We start from the raw sequence: 19441 nt of genomic DNA, 5'->3' as shown, positions 1-19441 counted from the left end.
AGAAGTATTCCGCTAATTCCACATTTTGGAGCCAAGTACATGCTCGTCAATAAGACACTGGCGCAGTTTTCGGACTGGTCGTACTTCACGGCCTTCGCCTTTTATCTTGTGGCCTTTGTTGTATCCATTGCCTACTACAGCCGTCGTATCGCGGCCGCTGAAGCTAAGATCCAGGTTGCGGAACGCGAGCTGGTAGCCGCCGGTGCTGGTGATGGAGCTACCACCACCAGTGTCGCTGACTCGGGGGAGTCGGCGACGAAGGCGTCGGCAAGTGAACCTAAGAATCTGGCGCTGACGAACCGACTCGGCGTTGTGGCGGAAATGCTGATTTATGTCGGTGTGGCCGTGCACTTTGCATCGGTGCTGCTGCGTGGCCTGGCTGTGCAGCGTTTCCCGTGGGGCAACCTGTACGAGTACGTTTCGGTCTCCATTCTGATCGCAATGGTCGTTGGTGCCGGTGTCCTGCACCGCGAGACCATGCGCGTGTTCTGGCCGTGGATGCTGGCACCGATTCTGGCGCTGATGTTCTACGGCGGTAGGAAGCTCTACGCTGAGGCCGCTCCAGTGGTGCCGGCACTGCAGTCGATTTGGCTGCCGATTCACGTGTCCATCATCGCTATCGGCTGCAGTATCGCACTGATTTCCGGTGTCGCGTCGATTCTGTACATGCTGCGGATGTACAACCGCAAGGGCAACGAAAAGGGTTTCCTGGGCAAACTGGTCGCGCCACTACCGGACGCTCAGAAGCTGGATGCGATTGCTTACCGCACCGCCATTTGGTCCTTCCCGCTGTTCGGTTTGGGCATTGTGCTGGGTGCTATTTGGGCGGAGTCCGCATGGGGCCGCTACTGGGGCTGGGATCCGAAGGAGACAACGGCTCTGATCTCCTGGATTATCTACGCCCTGTACCTGCACGCTCGCGCGACCTCAGGTTGGCGTAATACCAAGGCCGCGTGGATTAACATCTTCGGTTTCGCGACCATGGTGTTCAATCTCTTCTTCATCAATATGGTGGTTTCGGGTCTGCACTCGTACGCCGGTCTGAACTAAGCCGATCAAACACGTACCAAGCCGGCATCGCCGGGTGAACTAGAATCGCTTCCATGCGTGTTCTCGTCACCGGTGGTGCCGGCTTTATTGGTTCCAACTTTGTTCTCCGTACTCTGGCCACGCGGCCGGATGTGAATGTGACGGTGCTGGACGCTTTCACCTATGCCGCGAACCCTGCGAGCTTGGACGGCGCGGACTGTGAGATCATCCGCGGCGATGTCCGCGACGCGGAGCTGATCGATCGCCTCGTTCCCGGCTTCGATGCCGTCGTCCACTTCGCCGCAGAGAGCCATAACGACAACTCGCTGGTGGATGCCGATCCCTTCGTCACCACCAATGTCATGGGCACCGTGAATCTGGCGAAGGCCTGCGTCACCCATGACGTTCGCCTTCACCACATCTCTACAGACGAGGTCTTCGGCGATCTCGCTCTCAACGATCCAGCACGCTTTACGACGGTCACCGCGTACAAACCCTCCAGCCCCTATTCGGCCTCCAAGGCTTCCGCCGACCACTTTGTCCGGGCGTGGGTGCGTAGCTTTGGGCTGGCTGCGACGATTAGTAACTGCTCGAACAACTACGGGCCTAGGCAGCATCCGGAGAAACTGATTCCCCGCCAGATTTGTGGTCTGCTGCGCGGTCGTAGCCCTCGCGTGTACGGCACTGGCGAGAACGTTCGGGACTGGATTCACGTCGATGACCACAACGATGCGGTCTGGGCAATTTTGGATGCCGGCGAGATGGGGGAGACCTACCTTATCGGTGCCGATGGCGAGCGTTCCAACCTCGACGTGGTCGGAGACATCCTCGAGGGCTTCGGACGTGCGCGGTCCGATTTCGTCCGTGTCACTGACCGCCCGGGGCATGACCGTCGGTATGCGATTGATCCCGCATCCATCCGTACCCTTGGCTGGCAGCCGCGCTACCAAGACTTTTCCGCGGGGCTCGCCGAGACCATTGACTGGTATCGTGCCAACGAGTCTTGGTGGGCCGCGGCCTACGATGCCGCTGAGGCTGGCTACGCCGAGCGTGAGCAGGAGTTGTAGTTCGCTGCCACGGCATGCCCAGCACACTCCCAACGCACGCTCAGTGCACACTCAACGCGCGCCGCAGCCTCAGGCCAGCACCCGCGTCTACACTTGTTACCCATGAGCCCTAAGAGCACATTCCAGCCCACTTCCATCGACGGCGTTTTCACCTTCGAGCCGGTCATCCACGGCGACAGCCGCGGTAGTTTCCACGAGTGGTATCGCCTCGACGCATTCGCCGAGGCCACGGGCTACCCGTTCTTCCCGGAGCAGGCCAACATGAGTGTCTCCGCCGCAGGCGTTGTCCGTGGCCTGCACTTCGCTGACGTCAGCACCGCGCCAGATGGCCACCCCGGCCAGGCGAAGCTGGTTACTTGTCCCGCGGGCCACATCCTCGACATCGCGGTTGACCTGCGTCGCGGCTCCGACACCTTCGGCAAGGTTGAGGTCTTCGAGCTCGACAGCAAGACCCGCCGAGTGGTCTATCTGCCCAACGGCATCGGACACGGTTTCGTCTCGCTTGCCGACGACTCCGTGCTCACCTACCTCACTTCCACCGGTTACAACCCGGAGGCAGAGCGTGCTGTTAGCATCCAGGACCCAACTCTCGGAATTGACCTGGCCGCGCTACTGGCCAAGGGTGGTCTCACCGAAGCGGACATGATTCTCTCCGAGCGCGATCAGAAGGCTCCGACTATCGAGCAGTTCGAGGCCGAAGGCAATAAGCTCCCCAGCGAGTTTGACTGCAAGGATCTTGAGAACATGGCTCGCGACGAGTGGGCAATCGCCAACGAAGCGGCCGGGCAGTAAGGCAGAAAGGCGCGAGCACTATGAAGGGCATCATCCTCGCAGGTGGCACCGGCTCTCGGCTGTTTCCCATCACACTTGGTGTAAGCAAGCAGCTGGTTCCCGTCTATGACAAGCCGATGATCTACTACCCGCTGAGCACGCTGATGCTAGCGGGGATTAAGGACATCCTCGTCATCACCACGCCACATGATGCCCCGCAGTTTGAGCGTCTACTTGGCGACGGCTCGCAGTGGGGCCTCAACCTCACCTTTGCCACCCAAGACGAGCCCCGTGGTCTCGCTGAAGCGTTCATCATCGGTGCGGACCACATCGGCGATGACTCCGTTGCGCTCATCCTCGGCGACAACATCTTTTACGGTGCTGGCTTGGGCACGCAGCTGCGCCGCTTCCATGACGTCGATGGCGGAGCGATCTTCGCCTACTGGGTCGCAGATCCCACAGCCTATGGAGTCGTGGACTTCGACCAAAGCGGCAAGGCCGTGGCGATTCAGGAGAAACCGAAGAAACCACGCAGCCATTTCGCGGTGCCTGGTTTGTACTTTTATGACGCCGAGGTTGTTGAGATAGCTCGCTCGCTGCAACCGTCGTCACGCGGCGAATTGGAAATCACGGATGTTAACCGCGCCTACTTGGAGCGCGGAAAACTGCAGGTAGAGGTGCTGCCGCGCGGCACGGCGTGGCTGGATACCGGCACGGTGGACAATCTGATGGCCGCGGGCGATTTTGTGCGCACAATCGAGCAGCGGCAGGGGCTAAAGATTGGCTCGCCGGAAGAGGTGGCGTGGCGCATGGGATTCATTGACGATGCTGCGCTTAGCGCGCGTGCCGACGCCCTCAGCGCCAGTGGCTACGGGGAATATCTACAGCAGTTGTTGCTGCGTGGCAAGGACGTTTAGTCAGTTTCGCCGGGATTATCGGGGTTGTCGTCCTGCTCCCGTTCGCGCCGCTCCTGCAGCTCCTGCTCACGTTTACGGCGATCGAATTCGGCCTTCTTGAGCTTCCAGAGGAACTCCGGATCATCGTCGGGAGCGAGCGGACGGGGTTCCGGTTGCGGAGCGGAAATACGTCGCATGCCGTTGCCGCGACTGCCGGGACCAAATGCCTTCCACAGCATGACTACGACAAGGATGATGAACAGCAGCAGAATGAGCCGACCCATGTAATAGCTAACCTCCTGGATTTACCGACTAGAATACGCAACGAGTCCAGTAGTGCCCACGAGGGGTATCGCACTGCATGCGGTACGGCGTACAGAGTCCGTTAGGGTACAAAGGAACGTTGGACACGAACAGCCATGGACGCTAACAACGCCCGGGGCGCAGTACAGGCGTAACACGTAGAGGTGAGGGTTTAATGACCAATCCAGCAGAGCAGGACAAGTTGGCTTCTGAGGCTGAAGTGGAGGCAGCTCCGGTGACCAAGAATGCTGGTCGCGGCAATGCCATGAAGGGGCTGTTCTGGTACGGCCTTGCGCGTCTGCTGCTGTTCCTGGTGCTGTTCTTCATTCTGCTCGTGATTATCTACCTCGTTAATGTGCAGATTCCGGCCGCAATTACGGCTGTGTTCGCACTGATTATTGCGATGCCGCTGTCGGTTTTTGTGTTCCCGAAGCTGCGCGTCCAGGCCAATGAGTCTGTTGCAGTGTGGTCGGAGAACCGCCGCGCGCACAAGGAGTACATTGCGCAGCAGATTAAGGACCGCGAGGAAAACTAGCGCACCTTCTCTAACACTCGCTCGATTGCCCGGTTCACCGCTTCAGGCGCCTCCAGCGGCAACATGTGGCCGGCCCCGTCGACTTCAACCAGTTCGGCGTCCGGCCACTTTTCCATAATTAGGTCTGCTTGCTTGCGCGGAGTGACATCGTCCTTCGTGCCCACCAGTACCGCTCCTGGCAAGCCCTCCAAGTAAGGCCCGGCTGCGAACTCGTCGTGATCCTGCAGGTCGTCGAGATATCCCACGAAAGTTTCCAGCGGTGTTTCATTAATCATGGCCGCGTGGAACTCGATGATCTCGTAGTCCGTGCGCCGGGCGAACACCGCCACCGCCAACGACGGCGCCATCAGTGACGCGATTGCCTCGCGGAACTTGCGAATCTCCTTCGGCGAGGACTCAATTGCATTGCGCGCCGCATCCGCCACCGGGGACGCCAGAATCTGTGGCACACCCTGGGCGGCCAGCTTGTCGATAGACGTGGAAATCAACACTACGCCTGCTATCCGACGGCGAATGCTTTCCTCGGCAGCCCGCACCATGTGCAGTGCAATCAAACCGCCTAGCGAATGCCCAACCACGATGAGTTTTCCGGTCGTGGCACGCTCGGCGATCACGGCCAGCGCATCGGCCGCAGCACCTTCGACCGTGCAGAGTGAAGCCGGAACCGCTCCGGTCTGGCCGTGGCCGCGCAGATCCATAGTCAACAGGCGTGCTTCCGGGTGCGACTTGCGCAGCGCGTTGAACTGCCGGTACCAGGACTCACCAGCCAGGGTGAAGCCGTGGACGAAGACGATGGTCACGGGTTCTTTGGCGGGTTCGCTAGGTTCAACCTCGTACCAGTGCACCGGAATATCGGTGGTGACAGCATCCGGCTTGTCGCTGGCCTTCCGCTCATCGTCCTTGGCCGCAATCTCGGCTGCGACCGGTGCGGTCTTGATATGCACCACGCCGGTTGACGTGAGGTCGGTTAGGCCCGGTTCACGGGTCTGCGAATGCAGCGCGCCGTGCTCCAGCGCCAGTCGCCGGCGTCCCGATTTGGTCAGGCGCAGAGCAGCGCTGCGGGCGAAAGCTGGAGCCTTGGCTGCTGTGTCGCCAACTCGGGTTGCGGCCTCCTGGACGTCGTCAAGCGCCTTGTGCGTCAGTGTGCGGAAGTCCATCGGTACCCCCTAGCTGAGCGCGAGTGCGAGTGCCGTGATGACGGACCAGGCAAGCATCATCTTGCCGGTAAGCCCCAGTACCGGGATGAGCTCCTTTCCCTTTCTATGCGTGCGGATTGGCTCGGAGGCCTTTACCCACAGCGGCACGATGAGCAGACCCACCAGCGCCCATGGGCGCCAGAAAGCGATAAAGATGCTGGCCAGCGCGGGCATGAGGGAGAGAATCTGCCAGACGATGCGGGTGCGGAAGTCGCCCAGGCGAACTGCCAACGTGATCTTGCCGGTGGCGGCGTCGGTGGGGATGTCGCGCAAGTTGTTCGCCAGGTTCACGGCAGAAGACACCGAACCAATACCAATTGCGCAGGCCAGGCCGACCCAAGACAGCGAGCCGGTCTGGGTGAATTCCGTGCCGAGCACCGCGACGAGACCGAAGAAGACGAAGACCGAGACCTCGCCAAGTCCGCGATAACCGTAGGGATTTTTACCGCCGGTGTAGAACCACGCAGCCGCGATGCACAGTGCACCGACCAGAATGAGCCACCACGCGCTCATCAGGGACAGCGCCACACCGGCAAGACCGGCGACACCAAAGGAACCGAACGCCGCGTACTTCACAACCTTCGGCTCGACCAGACCAGAACCCGTCAGGCGCAGCGGGCCCGAGCGGTCATCGTCAGTGCCGCGGATGCCATCGGAGTAGTCGTTGGCGAAGTTCACGCCCACAATCAACGCCCACGCGACAACCAGCGCGAGCACCGCACGTCCCCAGATAATCGGCGCGTGCGTCGATGCCGCTCCGACACCGACGATGACCGGCGCAAACGCATTCGCCCAGGTATGGGGGCGCGCGCCTTCCAGCCAATCGCTTAACGACGCCGTTGCAGGACTCTTTGGTGCTTCAGACATGAATTAATAATAGGACGTGACACCAAATGCCTTGAACTAATGCGTGTCTGAATGAGCTAAAAGAGCGCCGCGACTTTCTTCCGGTCGACCTTGCCCGGACCAATCAGTGGCAGAGCCTCCACACGACGCAGGTCCTTCGGAATCATCCAGTGATTGATTCGCCCGGCGTCTTCAGCATCGCCGAGGCCGTCCATAATATCGCCGAGCTCAGCCGTGCCTTCATACGCTGCGACGATAGCGTGGCCGAGCCGTGGGTGTGGCACACCGACCACGCAGGCCCCCGTAACTCCATCGATGGCGAGCAGTTCACGTTCGAGGACTTCGGGGTGCAGCTTTAACCCGCCGGAGTCGATGATGGTGTCCAGGCGTCCCGTAATGACTAGTCGGCCATCGCGGATCTCACCCGCATCGGAGGTGGCGAACCAACCTGGTTTATGGAAAGCCTCGTGACTGGGCGCATTGCGGTAACCGTGTGCAATCATCGGTCCGCCCAGCCAAACGCGACCATTTTCGATGGCGACCTGTGCACCCTCGATGGGCTGCCCGTCATAGACGCAGCCGCCGGCTGTCTCGGAGGAACCATAGGTGGTCACGACGTTGATGCCCAGCTCTTCAGCGCGTGCTGCCACCTGCGGGTTCAAAGCTGCGCCGCCGACAAGTACGGCATCGAAGAGGCGCAGGGCTGCCGCACCAAAGGGTTCTTCCATGGCCTTGGCTAGCTGCATCGGAGCCAGCGAGGTGTAGGCGCGGTGGCCGGCGCCAGCGCCTGTGAGGGTCTCGGCGCCGTCGGCGAATGCGGCAACATCAAAACCGTCGGTCACATCCACACACACCGGATCCGTGCCAGCGAGCAGCGAACGAATGAGAACCTGCAGGCCAGCGATATGGTAGGCCGGCATCGCCAGCATCCACTGTCCTTCACCGCCGAGCCACTGATGTGTAGCGGTAGCAGAGGAGACCAAGTTATCCACCGTCAGCTGTGCACCCTTCGGTGTGCCGGTGGAACCGGAAGTGCCGACAACAAGCGCGATGGACTCATCAATCGGCTCACCTGCGCGTTGCGAGTTCCGCAAGATTGAGGCGCGCGTGCCGTCGTGAAGCGGAACGGGAAGAAGAGAGACCTCACCGTCCAGCGCGGCGCGGAGGTCGGGCAGGATGGCGGTCGGGTCGTGGGGATTGACGGAAAGCAGGCTGAGCGTACGCACAACCCAAACCATAGCCCGTGTTGTGCCGTAGTTTCTGGTGGCGAGGTCGGAACAATCGTGGCCTCGGGCGCGTTGCGCAGACCAAAGACAGTCATAGATAGAAAGGCGTAGAAGATGGGTTGGATTTTTGGCAGGTCCGCAGAGCTGGTGCCGGAAGATGAGGCGCTCAAGGGCGGCTCGCACCCGGTGTTGGAAAATCCGAAGCCGCATGCGGTGCTCGGCACGCCGATCACCGGCCCATGGGAGGAAGGCCAGGAGGTCGTCTACATCGGGATTGGCTGTTACTGGGGTGCTGAGAAGCTGTTTTGGGAAACACCGGGCGTGCTCAGCACGTCGGTCGGGTTCGCCGGTGGCGTGACGCCGAATCCCACCTACCGCGAGTCCTGCACCGGACGCACCAACCACACCGAGATTGTGGAGGTCGTCTACGACCCGGAGCAGATTAGCTTCGACCAGCTGATCGCCAAGGCCTTCGAGGCCCACGATCCCACGCAGGGCTACCGCCAGGGTAATGATGTCGGCACGCAGTACCGTTCCGCGATCTACACGACGACGCCCGAGCAAGCGCGCCGGGCACAGGAGATCGCCGATGCCTACGCGCCGAAGCTTGCCGACGCTGGCCTGGGGGCCATCACCACGGAGATTAAGCCACTCGCGGAGACCCCGGCAGGGGAGTACTACCGGGCTGAGGATGAGCATCAGCAGTACTTGTTTAAGAATCCGAACGGCTACTGCCCAGTGCATTCGACCGGCGTGGCCTGCGGAATTTAAAGGCGAAACTTCGTAGAACGCTTAATTGCGATTAGTAAAACTCACTGAGAAAAGTAAGGTGGTTATATCAATCAGATAGTCGAATAGGAGTGAACCCTTGTGGTGAAGCAAGTACTGCGCGTTGCATTTGCCTTCGTCGGCATTGTCGTCGGCGCGGGCTTTGCGACGGGTCAGGAAATCATGCAATACTTCGTCGCCTTTGGCATCAATGGTGTCTGGGGTGCCGTTCTCTCAGCGGTAATCATGAGCCTGATGGCGATGATCATTTTGCAGCTGGGAAGCTACTTTCAGGCCAGCGAGCACGGCGAAGTTTTCCGACGCGTATCGCATCCCATCTTTTCACGCGTACTGGACATCGGCGTGATTATCACGCTCTTCGCCACGGGGTTCGTCATGTTCGCCGGTGCCGGTGCCAACATGGAGCAGCAGTGGGGCATCCCCGTGTGGATTGGTGCCGTAATCATGGTGCTGGTGACCATCGCAGCCGGTTTCCTCGATGTTGACCGAGTGACCACCGTGATTGGTTCCATCACACCGTTTATCGTCGGCTTTATCCTGCTGGCCAGTGTTTATACGCTGGCGTTCACCGATGCCACCCCAGCCGCGGAGCAGGCAGCTGCCGTTGCGGAAGTCCCGACCACTCTGCCGAACTGGGTTGTCGCCGCAGTGAACTATGTCGGCTTTAACCTGATGGTTGCGGTTTCCATGGCGATTGTTATTGGCGGTAGCCTGTTCAATCCCCGCGCCGCTGGAGCCGGTGGGTTTACCGGTGGTTTGATCTACTCCGCGATGTTGCTGATTACAACCATCACGCTGTTCCACACTGTTGGTACTGTCGCCACCGATGCCGTGCCAATGCTCACCGTCATTAATCGACTGCACCCGTGGCTGGGCCAGGCCATGGCCGTGGTAATCCTTGGCATGATCTTCAACACGGCACTTGGCATGTTCTACGCACTGGGGCGTCGTGTCACCGCAAATCACCCGGAAAAATTCAAGATTGTCTACGTCGCGCTGGTCTTGCTCGGTTTCGCCTTGAGCTTCATGGGCTTCCAGAACCTAATCGGTTGGGTCTACCCAATCCTGGGCTACATCGGTCTGCTGCTCATTACTGTCATGCTTGTTGCCTGGTTGCGCGGCCGCGAGCGCATCAGTGAAGAGACTTCCCGCCGCAAGCGCATCTTCCGCCTGGTCCGCCGTGGCCGGAACAAGGAGGCCCGCGAGGAGATTGAAGACTCCAACCTCAGTGTCGAAGAGGTCCGCGAGGCGATCGAGGAGTAGGTGGGCTGCTCGTAGCGCCGCCGTCAGTCTTGGGATCGGATCGCTTTCAATGATGTCGCCCGAGCCCAAGCCACGAACGCCGCCATCACAATGGCGGACACGAGAACCATCACTGGCCACCGATCGGGGTAATCACGGACTACCCAAGTCCATCCCCATTCCGAGGTCCACCACAACGGTGAGGCGCTGAGGACATCACCGCCAACCATCACCGCCCAACCGCCGAGCGCGACCGAGACAAAGATTGCGGCCGCCACACTGCGACGCGCAATCAAACCGGTCACGGCCACAATCATCGCGGCCACAAGAGGCGCGATGACCGCCTGGTACGGCCAGGGGTTAATGCCGGTCTGGCTATTGGTCTCGCCGCCTGCACCACTGATAACCACCGCAACCACGAGCACCGGTACGAGAAACGCCATATCCAAGGCAAACAGTCGGAGCGTGATGCTGCGTCGCGCACGCCGATACATCAGTGCTGGCCAGGCATCGGCTTGCGAAGTCCATGTCATGATGGCCACCACGGTTGCAGCCGTCGGCACGCAGACGAAACTCAGCAGCCCCAGCGCATACTCCGGGTTCCACACCACACGCACGACCGCAAGGCCGGCAAGCATCAGCGCTGCGAGGCTCCACCAGGTGCGCCAGGGAAGGGTCGCGCTCATGCCATGGCTTAACGACGAAGTGCTGCGTTCCCGGCCCGTCGGCAAGCTGAGAGATTTTCCGTGCGCAAGCAATGCGATGGCAAATAGACCTAGCCCGAGGAGTAAATGCAGCAACGCGGGCGGCAGGATGGCGATGTTCCAGATCTCGCTGTCGGCGGGAGCCGAGATGGAATTAGCCTGCACTCCGTGGATAGGTAACGTTGGGCGGATTGCCCAGGTCCACGGGAGAACTTTCCAGTTTGGGCTCATGGCGTCCAGTGTTCCTGCGATGGCCCAAGCGATGGAAGCGAGCGGAGCGAGGAAGAGAGCTGCGCGTGGCACAAGGCGCCATAGGGCAAGGCCGAATGTCCAGAAGACGAAGAATGACAACGTGCTAAAGAGCGTGAATTGCGATGCGGTGCTCACGCTCCGGGCAAGGAGTGCAGCCATCAATGCGTGACCGAGGGCCGCGGAGGCAATGACAGTGGCTGCGCGGGCAAGGAGCACTCGAGTGCCCGAGATATTGCGCCAGATTAGGCCGCCTTGGCGGAGTTTTTCTTCACGGTTTTGGCCAATGACGGACGTAATAGCAGCCAGGGGAGGAAGCAGGATAAGCGAGTAGATGTGGGCGCTCGCCATGGCGGTGGCGTCAACGCCTCTAGAAAAGACCATGCTGACCAGAGCGATTGCCACCATGATGATGGGAAGAAACATGGTGAGTGACCACTTCGCCCGCAGTAGCTCGGCGCGGAAGTAGCGGCGAGTAGGAACGGTGCGCGTGTTAAGAGTGCGCGTGTGCGGTTGAGTGCTCATCGGGCAACACCTACTGCGGTGAAGAAAGCTTGCTCGAGGGATTGACCAGAGGCCGCAAAGTCAGTCAGCGGGCCTTCGTAGACCAGTCGGCCACCGGCGAGGACACCAAGGTGGTCAACGCTCTTTTCGACTTCTCCGAGTTGATGGGAGGACACCACGACGGCCTTGCCACTAGCGGCAAGATTTCGCAACAAGGTGCGCAGGCCCACGATAGCTTCGGGGTCGAGGCCGTTGGTGGGCTCGTCGAGAAGCACAATGTCGGGGTCGGTGAGCAGCGCCATCGCCAGGGAAAGACGAACCTTCATGCCGGTGGAGAATGCACGGGCACGCTTGTTACCAGCATGAAGCCCGACTAAGTCGAGGACTTCGGCGATACGGCTCTTGTCCGTGCCGGTCAGATGTGCGTGCACTTTGAGATTGTCGGTGGCTGAGAGCTGTGGGTAGAACGCCGGGCCATTGATGGAGGCGCCGATGCGGTCCAGATCGACAACGGACCACGGGTGTCCCGCGATGCTGATTTCACCGGAGTAGGGAATTAGCCCAAGCACCGTGCTCATCAGCGTGGATTTACCTGCGCCGTTGAGTCCCAATAGCCCGTAGACCTCGCCGGCGCGGACGTTCATATCGAGGCCGTTCAGGACAGGTTCGTTCTTGCCGTAGGAGACAGTGATGCCGCGCAGCTGAAGGAGGGGAGCGGCGGCATCTGCGGAAGGGCCTGAGGTAGGGGTTGGTGCGTTCATGCCTTAAGTAATAGGCATGGCTGGTTCGGTTCGCGCCCTCCCTGAGGATGAGGTGGCGGAAATATCCTCCCTAGGGAGGAGACGATAGCGAGGATGACGGTACCAGCGAGGAGAAGCTACAGCAGCCCGTTTTTCGCAGCCCAAATGACAAGATCCACGCGACTGCGTGAGCCCGTCTTGGTCAACAGGGATTTCACATGGGTTTTCACTGTCGTTGTAGCGACAACCAACCTGCGAGCAATTTCGTCATTGGAAAGCCCTTGGCAGACGAGGTTCAAAATCTCCTGTTCGCGGGGTGTGAATTGGGTTCCTGTGTGAGTGGGGTCTGAGTCAGCGCCATGTGTCGAGAACGCTCTCGCTGGCTGTCCTGAGTGCGGTGCGCGCGGTGAAACATGCCGCAACACCATCGGCGTCACCTTCGGATCGATGACTCCTTCACCACGGTGGATACGCATGATGGCCGAAAGCAGCTCACGGGGATTGGAGTCTTTGAGCAAAAAGCCTGCGGCCCCAGCTTCTAAAGCGCCGAGCACCAGGTTTTCTTCGCGGAAAGTGGTCAGCACCAGGACTTTCGGAGTGGAAGCGCGAGCCGCACCTCCGGACGGCACGCCTCGCACAATCTGCCGTGTGGCCTCGATACCGTCCATCACGGGCATTCGAATGTCCATGACGACCACATCCGCACCGGAGGCACGACGCACAGCCTCGGCGCCGTCGCCCACGGCACCAATGACTTTCATCTGCGGGTGGGCATCAATAAGCTGCGCGAAAGACTGTCGAATCAGAGCCTGATCTTCAGCCACTAGTACTCGAATTACACCCATTGCTCGTCTTTCTCGACAGAATCGCCAGTCAGCCTTGCTTCGGTCGAACTGCTTACAGCCGAATACTGACGCGGAACATGCCGTCGCTTTCACCATAAGTCATCTCGCCACCGAGCTGAGCCACGCGTTCATTCAGACCAATCAGGCCAGCGCCAGCTCGCTTCTTGGGGTCCAAGGTGTCGCTTTCAGCCCTGTTTGCGGTCACCAAATGAACCCGCGCCGGGCTGTCATCAGCGTCGGCAGGTGGATCGATTACCAGTGCCAGCTGACCATTACCCGATGAGTGCTTGGCCATATTCGCGGCCAACTCCGTCACTGCCCGCACCAGAGTCAGTCGCTTCGCGAGTGGTCAATCCGCCAGGTCTCCATAAGACTCCGGCAGAGTCACCGAAACATCGCGACCCGGCGGACAAACAGCCGCAACTAGACGTGGAATCTCATTCGGGTCAGCGCTATTCTCACCGCCTTCACGTAGTGCATCGACAAGCGCATGCACATCCCGCAACGATTGTTCTGCGGTCTGGGCAATACCTTCCAGCGTGGTCTTTTCAGCGGCGGATTTCGCTCGGGAGTCATCCATCTCCGCCAGGTACAGCGCGGTTTGGGCCTGAACCTTGATAGAGGTGAGTCCGTGCCCCACGACGTCGTGAAGCTCCCGGGACAACTCCAGTTTGTTGCGCGCCACGACGTTTTCCAACTCCGCGGCATGTTCCTCGGCGTTGATTCGGAGCCACAGGGGCACTGCGTACGCGCTCGCCGTAATGAGCACCGCCGGTAGTCCGAAGACCAAGAGTCGTTCCGGGGTAAAGCCGAAGGCAGGAACTGCCGGGTTGAGGAAGCTGCCAATCAACCCTAAAAACAGCCCAACGATGCCCCAGGTGCGATTCGGTTCCCACCTGGTCACAGCCCATAGAGATAGTGGGGCAGCAACAATAATGGGGTCTAGCCCAAGGTTCACTGGGGATAGCCACACCAGCAAGGCGAGACCCGCTAGGGCACTGTACGTAACCACAAACGATGCGCGCACTGCTTTACGACGAAACGCTGCGGCTGCGGCAATCATCGCGGACAGAATCACATTGGTGACATATGTGAAGCTCGGGCCATAAGTAAGTAGCGGCGTCATGCTCAACCAGCAGCACAGCAGGAAAGCAGCCGCAATAGCGAGATCGGCAGCTGGGAACGAGCCGACAAAGAAACGCACCCGGCTGTGCCAGTCGAGTGGGGCAGGGGTCTGCGCGGTGGCAGGCTGTGCGTGCATGGAGGAAGCGGTGCGCTGCATGTGTCTAGGCTAGCGGTCGGTGGCTTGCGCGGTTTAGTGTGAGTTTTCCACTTGCCGGAATGTGATGTTGATGCGGCCCTCTTTAAGCCCGCAGGCCTCCGGCAAAGTGCCCGGACGAGTCTTGGGCACACCATGAAACGCAAGCCGCTTGGGACCACCAAACACAATCACATCTCCGCTGGCGAGAGTCACGTCATCCCAGGGCTTATTGCGGTTCTCCGTGCCTCCAATGCGGAACAGAGCCTCATCGCCGATAGAGAGCGACACAATCGGGGCAGGGGAGTTTTCGTTTCGGTCCTGGTGCATCCCCATGGTGGCCCCGGGTGGGTAGTAGTTGACCAACGCCATGTCGGGCCGAAAAGTGGAGGGCCACTGGTTGAGGGATTCGTCGTAAAGCGCGGCGGCACGAAGTGCTTCGGTGGCGAGCTGTAGCAGATTGTCAGGCACGGGCGGGACGCGAACGCCGCCTGCGTGCGTGACGTAGCGGTAGGGATTGGTGGCCCACATGCGGCCGAGATGCAGCATAAAGACCTGCATCTGACCACTTTTGAGCTGCGGGCGAGTCATGGCCAGCGGCGTTCCGGACAGACTGCGCGCGATGTCGCGGAGTTGCGTGATGATGTCCGACTGCTGGTCCAGCGTAAGCCACCCCGGCAAATGAACAACTCCCGGCGTGATGCGGGCATCGTCGCGCGGGAGTTGATCAAAGAGCATAGGTCTAGTTTGCCTGCTAACCCGCGATGATTGCGTTAACCGGGCGGGACAGGAACTGCGGACCAATCTTGCCCAGGTAGCGCAGGATAAAGTCCGCTGCCGACACCGAGTAGAAGTGACGCTGGCGCTCAATGAAGTTCTGCGGGTGCGTTGCCTTCCACACAGCATCAGCGACCTGGTCCGGCGTGATACGCACGCCAAGACGACGGGTGGAACCAGCAGAAACGTCCGCCAGCTTGGTCTTCGCCCACAGCGGCATGATTGCGACGACGCGGATCTTGTCCTTGCGCCACTCCAGATCCAGAGCCTGCGTCAGACCAGAGACGTAGAACTTCGACGCGGAGTACGGCGCGATGTGCGGCTGGCCGTAGATGCCCGAAGCCGAACCCATGTTGACCAGGTGAGACCCCTTAGTGCGCTTCAGGTACGGGTGCGCCGCCTTCGCGCCCAGAGTCAGACCGGTGCAGTTGATGTCCACCTGCGCGCGGATAATCTCCGGTGACTGGTCAGTGATATCGCCATCGCCGATGATGCCCGCGTTATTGTCCAGCACCGTCAGCTTGCCGCCGGTGTGGGAGGTGAAGTCCGCAAGCGCGTCCTCCCACTGCTTAAAGTCCGTCACGTCCAGCTTGCCGACGATTACCTCCGGGCGCTCAGCCTTGAGCTTCGCCAGGGCATCCTCATTGATGTCGTAGACGCCGACGGTCCAGCCTGCAGCCAGGAACTTCTCGGCCACCGCGCGGCCGATGCCCTGCGCGCCGCCGGAGATGAAAATGGACGGGGAATCAGAAGTGGCCATGGTGTCTCAATCCTGCCTTTTCTTGCTGTTTTTATAAGTGGATAAATGTTATTTGCCAGCTTAGGTGAGTATTTGTTGTTTAACCGCGGATTAGAGGAAACGCGCCCTGATTACAAACGCGCCCTCTACACTGGCCACCATGAAACCCCTGAACATCCCACCAGGTCCCGGCATCCCAAAGGGCCTCGTCATCCCCGCGGCGGAGCTCACTGAACGCTTCGCGCGCTCCGGTGGGCCGGGCGGTCAGGGTGTTAACACCACCGACTCCAAGGTGCAGCTATCGGTGGATATCGCCGAGCTCAGCGTGCTGTCCGATGTCCACCGCCGCCGCGCTCTCCAGAACCTCAGCCACCGACTCGATGGCACCACCCTGACCGTGTCCGTCACCACGCAGCGCTCCCAGGTGCGCAACCGCGCGGAAGCCAGGCGGCGCTTAGCGGAACTCATCCGAGAAGCTGTGCAGCCACCGCCTCCGAAGCGCCGGCGGACTCGACCGAGTCGGGCCTCGATTGCCCGTCGTAAAGCGCAGAAGCAACGGCGCTCCGAGCTCAAAGCCAGTAGGCGCCGACCCAGCGCCTACTAGGGAATATGGGATTTTCGCGCATCCGTTGCAATATAGATGGTATGAGCGAAAACCAGGCCCCTACTGAAAAGGCAGCTGAAACTGTCGCGGAGTTCAACCGCGTGCCCTCGATTCTGTCCATCCAGTCGCATGTGAGCTATGGCCACGTGGGCAACTCCGCTGCGGTCTTCCCGCTGCAGCGCGCAGGTTTTGAAGTGTGGCCGGTCCACACCGTCGATTTCTCCAACCACACCGGCTACGGCCAGTGGCGCGGCCCGATGATTCCGGCCACGGATGTGCGCGAGGTCATCAAGGGTATCGATGAGCTGGGCAAGCTTGACGACGTCGACGCGATTATCTCCGGCTACCAGGGCGGTAGCGATATTGCGGATGTCATCATCGAAGCCGTGGCGCTGGCCAAGCAGCGCAACCCGAAGGCCATTTACTCGTGTGACCCGGTGATGGGAAATGCCAAGAGTGGCTGCCACGTGTCGGATGACATTCCGCCGCTGCTGCGCGACAAGGTCGTGCCGGTGGCAGATGTGATTACGCCAAACCAGTTCGAGCTGGGATACCTGACGGGCCGCGAGGTCAGCGACCTGGAGTCCACCATTGCGGCAGCTCATGCTGCTCGTGAGATGGGTCCGGAGGCCGTGTTGGTGACCAGTGTGCTGCGTCCGGAGCGCAAGGAGGGCGAGATTGAGATGCTCGCCGTCAATGGTGCGGGCGCATGGCTGGTGGCGACGCCGTACCTGCCCCTGAAGCGCAACGGTTCCGGCGATGTCGCGGCTGCGCTGTTTGCAGGCAACCTGCTGCGCGGTCGCGGTATTTACGGTGACCTTTCGGTCGCGTTGGGTAACACAGCGGCCAGTATCTTTGAGCTGCTGAAGGTCACGCACGAGTCCGGCTCTGGCGAGCTGGAGCTCGTGCGCGTGCAGGAGGCCTACGTTCACCCGGAGCAGCGTTTTGAGGTTACGAAGGTTCAGTAGGGCTGGGGTGCAGTAGGGCTGGGGGTTCACGCCGCTAAGCCAGCCCTAGCAGTGTCCCAACAGGCCTAGTAATAGAACGGGAACTCGTCCCAGTTCGGGTCGCGCTTTTCCAGGAACGCTTCCTTGCCCTCGACGGCCTCGTCGGTCATGTACGCCAGGCGAGTAGCCTCACCCGCGAAGACTTGCTGACCCATTAGGCCGTCATCGGTCAGGTTGAAGGCGAACTTCAGCATGCGCTGCGCCGTCGGGGACTTACCGTTAATCATGCGACCCCACTCGACCGCGACATCTTCCAACTCAGCGTGGTCGGCGACCTCGTTGACGGCGCCCATGCGGTGCATGGTCTCAGCGTCGTAGGAGCGGCCGAGGAAGAAAATCTCGCGGGCAAACTTCTGGCCAACCTGCTTCGCCAGGTAAGCCGAGCCATAGCCGGCGTCGAAAGATCCCACGTCAGCGTCGGTCTGCTTAAATCGGGCCTCCTGGCGCGATGCGAGCGTCAGGTCACACACGACGTGCAGGGAGTGTCCGCCACCTGCGGCCCAGCCATTGACCACGGCAATGACAACCTTCGGCATAGTGCGAATTAGGCGCTGCACCTCCAGGATGTGCAGGCGGCCTCCCTCGACCTTGGCGCGCGCGGTATCGATGGTGGATGCGTCCGCGGTAGCGTCGTCATGCTCGTGGGACGTTGCGTACTGGTAGCCGGAACGACCGCGAATGCGCTGGTCGCCGCCCGAACAGAATGCCCAGCCACCGTCCTTGGTGCTCGGGCCGTTACCGGTCAGCAGCACTACGCCGACATCCGGGGTGCGGCGCGCGTGGTCGAGCGCGCGGTAGAGCTCATCGACGGTATGCGGGCGGAATGCGTTACGAACCTCCGGGCGATCAAACGCAATACGCACAATACCGTTCTCGCGGCCCTCGCCGACGTGCCGGTGGTAGGTGATGTCGGTCAAATCCTCAAAACCATCAACCGTCTTCCACTGCTCGGGGCGGAAAGGGTTATCGGTCGAGTACTTCGCGGTATCAGTCATGGCTTCCAGCATAAAGGTCTCTAGCATGAGGGGTATGTCTGTGTCCGCTGCGCCCAACATCCAGCTTCCGCCCATCGATGACATCCTCGACCGCGCCCACGTCGTCGCGCTGCCCATGGCAGTGAAATTCCGTGGCGTCACCACCCGCGAGGCACTCCTCATCGACGGCCCCGTCACCTGGGGCGAGTTCGCTCCCTTCCTGGAATACGAGGCGTCCGAGGCCGCCGCGTGGCTGCGCTCGGCCATCGAATGCGCATACGTCGGCCTGCCCATCCCGAAGCGCGAGTTTGTCGAGGTCAACGCCACCATCCCCGCCGTCACACCCGACCAGGTGCCGGAGGTCGTGGCGCGCTACCCCGGGTGCCGCACGTTTAAGGTCAAGGTCGCAGAGAGCGGCCAATCGCTTAACGACGACATCGAGCGCGTAGCCGCCGTCCGCACCGCGGTGGCCGAAGCTTATGGCTATGAACCTGTCGTGCGGGTCGATGCGAACCGTGGCTGGTCGGTGGAGCAGGCAATCCGCGCCGCTCATGAGTTGGGGCCGCTGGAGTACATGGAGCAGCCCGTTGCGACTGTCGCCGAGCTCCGCGCGGTCCGCGACGCAGTGGGGGAGTTTTGTCCGATTGCTGCCGATGAGTCGATTCGCAAGGCCGAGGATCCGTATTTGGTTGCGCGCGAACAGGCGGCGGACGTGGGCGTAATGAAGGTCGCGCCGCTTGGTGGACCACGCTGCTTGCTTCGGTTGGCCGAGGAGCTCGCGATGAAGGTGACGGTCGCCAGCGCCCTGGACACCGGTGTTGGCATGGCCGCCGGTTTGTTCACGGCGGCGGCCCTGCCTGCCACAGAGCTGCAGCCGGAGCCGAACGCGGCGGGTTTGGCCACGTCCTCGCTGTTTATCGAGGACGTCATCGAGCCCCGGCCACTTATCGATGGCCGACTGCCCGTCACCAACCCCGCTCCCGACCCTTCCCGCCTGGCCGAGCTCGCCGCGCCGGGCCCCCGCCGCGATTGGTGGTTCGACCGCCTCCGCGCGGCGTACGCCCATCTATAACGCCAAGAAAGTGACTAGGTTTATGACACTTTGAGCCCGGTAGGGTCAGGCGGTCATTGCATCATGGA

22 protein-coding genes are annotated in these 19441 nt (G+C 60.8%); 10 read left to right on the top strand and 12 right to left on the bottom strand.

Annotated elements, in window-relative coordinates:
* Positions 1-39: 39 nt before the first annotated feature.
* The 4 genes from ccsB to rfbA all read left to right on the top strand — a co-directional run bounded on the left by ccsB (position 40) and on the right by rfbA (position 3784).
* Complete coding sequence (gene ccsB, locus HMPREF2857_RS06695) at positions 40-1050, top strand: c-type cytochrome biogenesis protein CcsB (protein ID WP_070643257.1); 1011 nt, start codon at positions 40-42, stop codon at positions 1048-1050.
* Positions 1051-1103: 53 nt separating this feature from the next.
* Positions 1104-2096: a dTDP-glucose 4,6-dehydratase gene (gene rfbB, locus HMPREF2857_RS06690; RefSeq protein ID WP_070643256.1), complete on the top strand. Its 993-nt coding sequence runs from the start codon at positions 1104-1106 to the stop codon at positions 2094-2096.
* Between the two features lie 102 nt (positions 2097-2198).
* The gene (locus HMPREF2857_RS06685) at positions 2199-2888 is read left to right on the top strand and encodes a dTDP-4-dehydrorhamnose 3,5-epimerase family protein (RefSeq protein WP_070643254.1); all 690 of its coding nucleotides are present in this window, start codon (positions 2199-2201) and stop codon (positions 2886-2888) included.
* Positions 2889-2908: 20 nt separating this feature from the next.
* Positions 2909-3784: a glucose-1-phosphate thymidylyltransferase RfbA gene (gene rfbA, locus HMPREF2857_RS06680; RefSeq protein WP_070643252.1), complete on the top strand. Its 876-nt coding sequence runs from the start codon at positions 2909-2911 to the stop codon at positions 3782-3784.
* Here the strand turns inward: rfbA and HMPREF2857_RS06675 are convergent.
* Positions 3781-4047, bottom strand: coding sequence for a hypothetical protein (locus HMPREF2857_RS06675; protein WP_016422002.1), 267 nt, complete (start codon positions 4045-4047; stop codon positions 3781-3783). The two genes, rfbA and HMPREF2857_RS06675, sit on opposite strands and share 4 nt — an antisense overlap.
* Positions 4048-4241: 194 nt before the next feature.
* Here HMPREF2857_RS06675 and HMPREF2857_RS06670 point away from each other — a divergent pair, with 194 nt between their 5' ends.
* Entirely contained in the window at positions 4242-4601 is a 360-nt protein-coding gene (locus tag HMPREF2857_RS06670) for a DUF4229 domain-containing protein (protein ID WP_070643251.1), read from the top strand.
* Here the strand turns inward: HMPREF2857_RS06670 and HMPREF2857_RS06665 are convergent.
* The 3 genes from HMPREF2857_RS06665 to menE are packed head-to-tail and all read right to left on the bottom strand — an operon-like array spanning position 4598 to position 7881.
* The gene (locus tag HMPREF2857_RS06665) at positions 4598-5758 is read right to left on the bottom strand and encodes an alpha/beta fold hydrolase (RefSeq protein WP_083310523.1); all 1161 of its coding nucleotides are present in this window, start codon (positions 5756-5758) and stop codon (positions 4598-4600) included. The two genes, HMPREF2857_RS06670 and HMPREF2857_RS06665, sit on opposite strands and share 4 nt — an antisense overlap.
* A gap of 9 nt (positions 5759-5767) precedes the next feature.
* On the bottom strand, positions 5768-6664 hold the full coding sequence (locus HMPREF2857_RS06660; protein ID WP_070643249.1) for a 1,4-dihydroxy-2-naphthoate polyprenyltransferase: 897 nt from the start codon (positions 6662-6664) through the stop codon (positions 5768-5770).
* Between the two features lie 56 nt (positions 6665-6720).
* Entirely contained in the window at positions 6721-7881 is a 1161-nt protein-coding gene (menE, locus tag HMPREF2857_RS06655) for an o-succinylbenzoate--CoA ligase (RefSeq protein WP_070643248.1), read from the bottom strand.
* A gap of 102 nt (positions 7882-7983) precedes the next feature.
* Between menE and msrA the strand changes: the two genes are divergently transcribed.
* Together msrA and HMPREF2857_RS06645 are read left to right on the top strand one after the other, a co-directional pair.
* Complete coding sequence (gene msrA, locus HMPREF2857_RS06650) at positions 7984-8640, top strand: peptide-methionine (S)-S-oxide reductase MsrA (protein WP_016422007.1); 657 nt, start codon at positions 7984-7986, stop codon at positions 8638-8640.
* A gap of 99 nt (positions 8641-8739) precedes the next feature.
* On the top strand, positions 8740-9921 hold the full coding sequence (locus HMPREF2857_RS06645; protein ID WP_070643246.1) for a YkvI family membrane protein: 1182 nt from the start codon (positions 8740-8742) through the stop codon (positions 9919-9921).
* Positions 9922-9944: 23 nt separating this feature from the next.
* On the opposite strand, the gene HMPREF2857_RS06640 is transcribed toward HMPREF2857_RS06645, so the two are convergent.
* The 7 genes from HMPREF2857_RS06640 to HMPREF2857_RS06615 form a co-directional block, all read right to left on the bottom strand.
* The gene (locus HMPREF2857_RS06640; protein ID WP_070643244.1) at positions 9945-11378 is read right to left on the bottom strand and encodes an ABC-2 family transporter permease; all 1434 of its coding nucleotides are present in this window, start codon (positions 11376-11378) and stop codon (positions 9945-9947) included.
* A complete protein-coding gene (locus HMPREF2857_RS06635) occupies positions 11375-12118 on the bottom strand; it encodes an ABC transporter ATP-binding protein (protein WP_070643242.1) in 744 nt (247 codons plus the stop codon). The genes HMPREF2857_RS06640 and HMPREF2857_RS06635 overlap by 4 nt, the downstream gene beginning before the upstream one ends.
* A 116-nt stretch (positions 12119-12234) precedes the next feature.
* Complete coding sequence (locus tag HMPREF2857_RS06630; RefSeq protein WP_070643241.1) at positions 12235-12942, bottom strand: response regulator; 708 nt, start codon at positions 12940-12942, stop codon at positions 12235-12237.
* 52 nt (positions 12943-12994) lie between these two features.
* Positions 12995-13237, bottom strand: a complete 243-nt coding sequence (locus tag HMPREF2857_RS11315) for an ATP-binding protein (protein ID WP_246819647.1) — start codon at positions 13235-13237, stop codon at positions 12995-12997.
* Between the two features lie 54 nt (positions 13238-13291).
* Positions 13292-14224, bottom strand: a complete 933-nt coding sequence (locus HMPREF2857_RS06625) for a sensor histidine kinase (RefSeq protein ID WP_246819645.1) — start codon at positions 14222-14224, stop codon at positions 13292-13294.
* A gap of 33 nt (positions 14225-14257) precedes the next feature.
* On the bottom strand, positions 14258-14938 hold the full coding sequence (locus HMPREF2857_RS06620) for an alpha-ketoglutarate-dependent dioxygenase AlkB family protein (RefSeq protein ID WP_070643239.1): 681 nt from the start codon (positions 14936-14938) through the stop codon (positions 14258-14260).
* Positions 14939-14954: 16 nt separating this feature from the next.
* The gene (locus tag HMPREF2857_RS06615; RefSeq protein WP_048759274.1) at positions 14955-15737 is read right to left on the bottom strand and encodes an SDR family oxidoreductase; all 783 of its coding nucleotides are present in this window, start codon (positions 15735-15737) and stop codon (positions 14955-14957) included.
* Between the two features lie 139 nt (positions 15738-15876).
* On the opposite strand from HMPREF2857_RS06615, the gene arfB reads away from it, so the two are divergent.
* Positions 15877-16320 (top strand): alternative ribosome rescue aminoacyl-tRNA hydrolase ArfB, encoded by a 444-nt coding sequence (gene arfB, locus HMPREF2857_RS06610; RefSeq protein WP_070643237.1) that lies wholly within the window; start codon positions 15877-15879, stop codon positions 16318-16320.
* A gap of 41 nt (positions 16321-16361) precedes the next feature.
* Positions 16362-17288, top strand: coding sequence for a pyridoxal kinase PdxY (gene pdxY, locus HMPREF2857_RS06605; protein WP_246819643.1), 927 nt, complete (start codon positions 16362-16364; stop codon positions 17286-17288).
* 65 nt (positions 17289-17353) lie between these two features.
* Here pdxY and HMPREF2857_RS06600 read toward each other — a convergent pair whose 3' ends face one another.
* Entirely contained in the window at positions 17354-18334 is a 981-nt protein-coding gene (locus HMPREF2857_RS06600) for a 1,4-dihydroxy-2-naphthoyl-CoA synthase (protein WP_016422029.1), read from the bottom strand.
* A gap of 13 nt (positions 18335-18347) precedes the next feature.
* Here HMPREF2857_RS06600 and HMPREF2857_RS06595 point away from each other — a divergent pair, with 13 nt between their 5' ends.
* The gene (locus HMPREF2857_RS06595) at positions 18348-19373 is read left to right on the top strand and encodes an o-succinylbenzoate synthase (RefSeq protein WP_070604640.1); all 1026 of its coding nucleotides are present in this window, start codon (positions 18348-18350) and stop codon (positions 19371-19373) included.
* The last annotated feature ends 68 nt before the right edge of the window (positions 19374-19441 follow it).

This window comes from Corynebacterium sp. HMSC076C10, from assembly GCF_001812455.1.
Taxonomy (GTDB): domain Bacteria; phylum Actinomycetota; class Actinomycetes; order Mycobacteriales; family Mycobacteriaceae; genus Corynebacterium; species Corynebacterium jeikeium_D.
The sequence above is the reverse complement of the archived record's forward strand: the minus strand, read 5'-3'. Positions and strand labels throughout refer to the sequence as shown.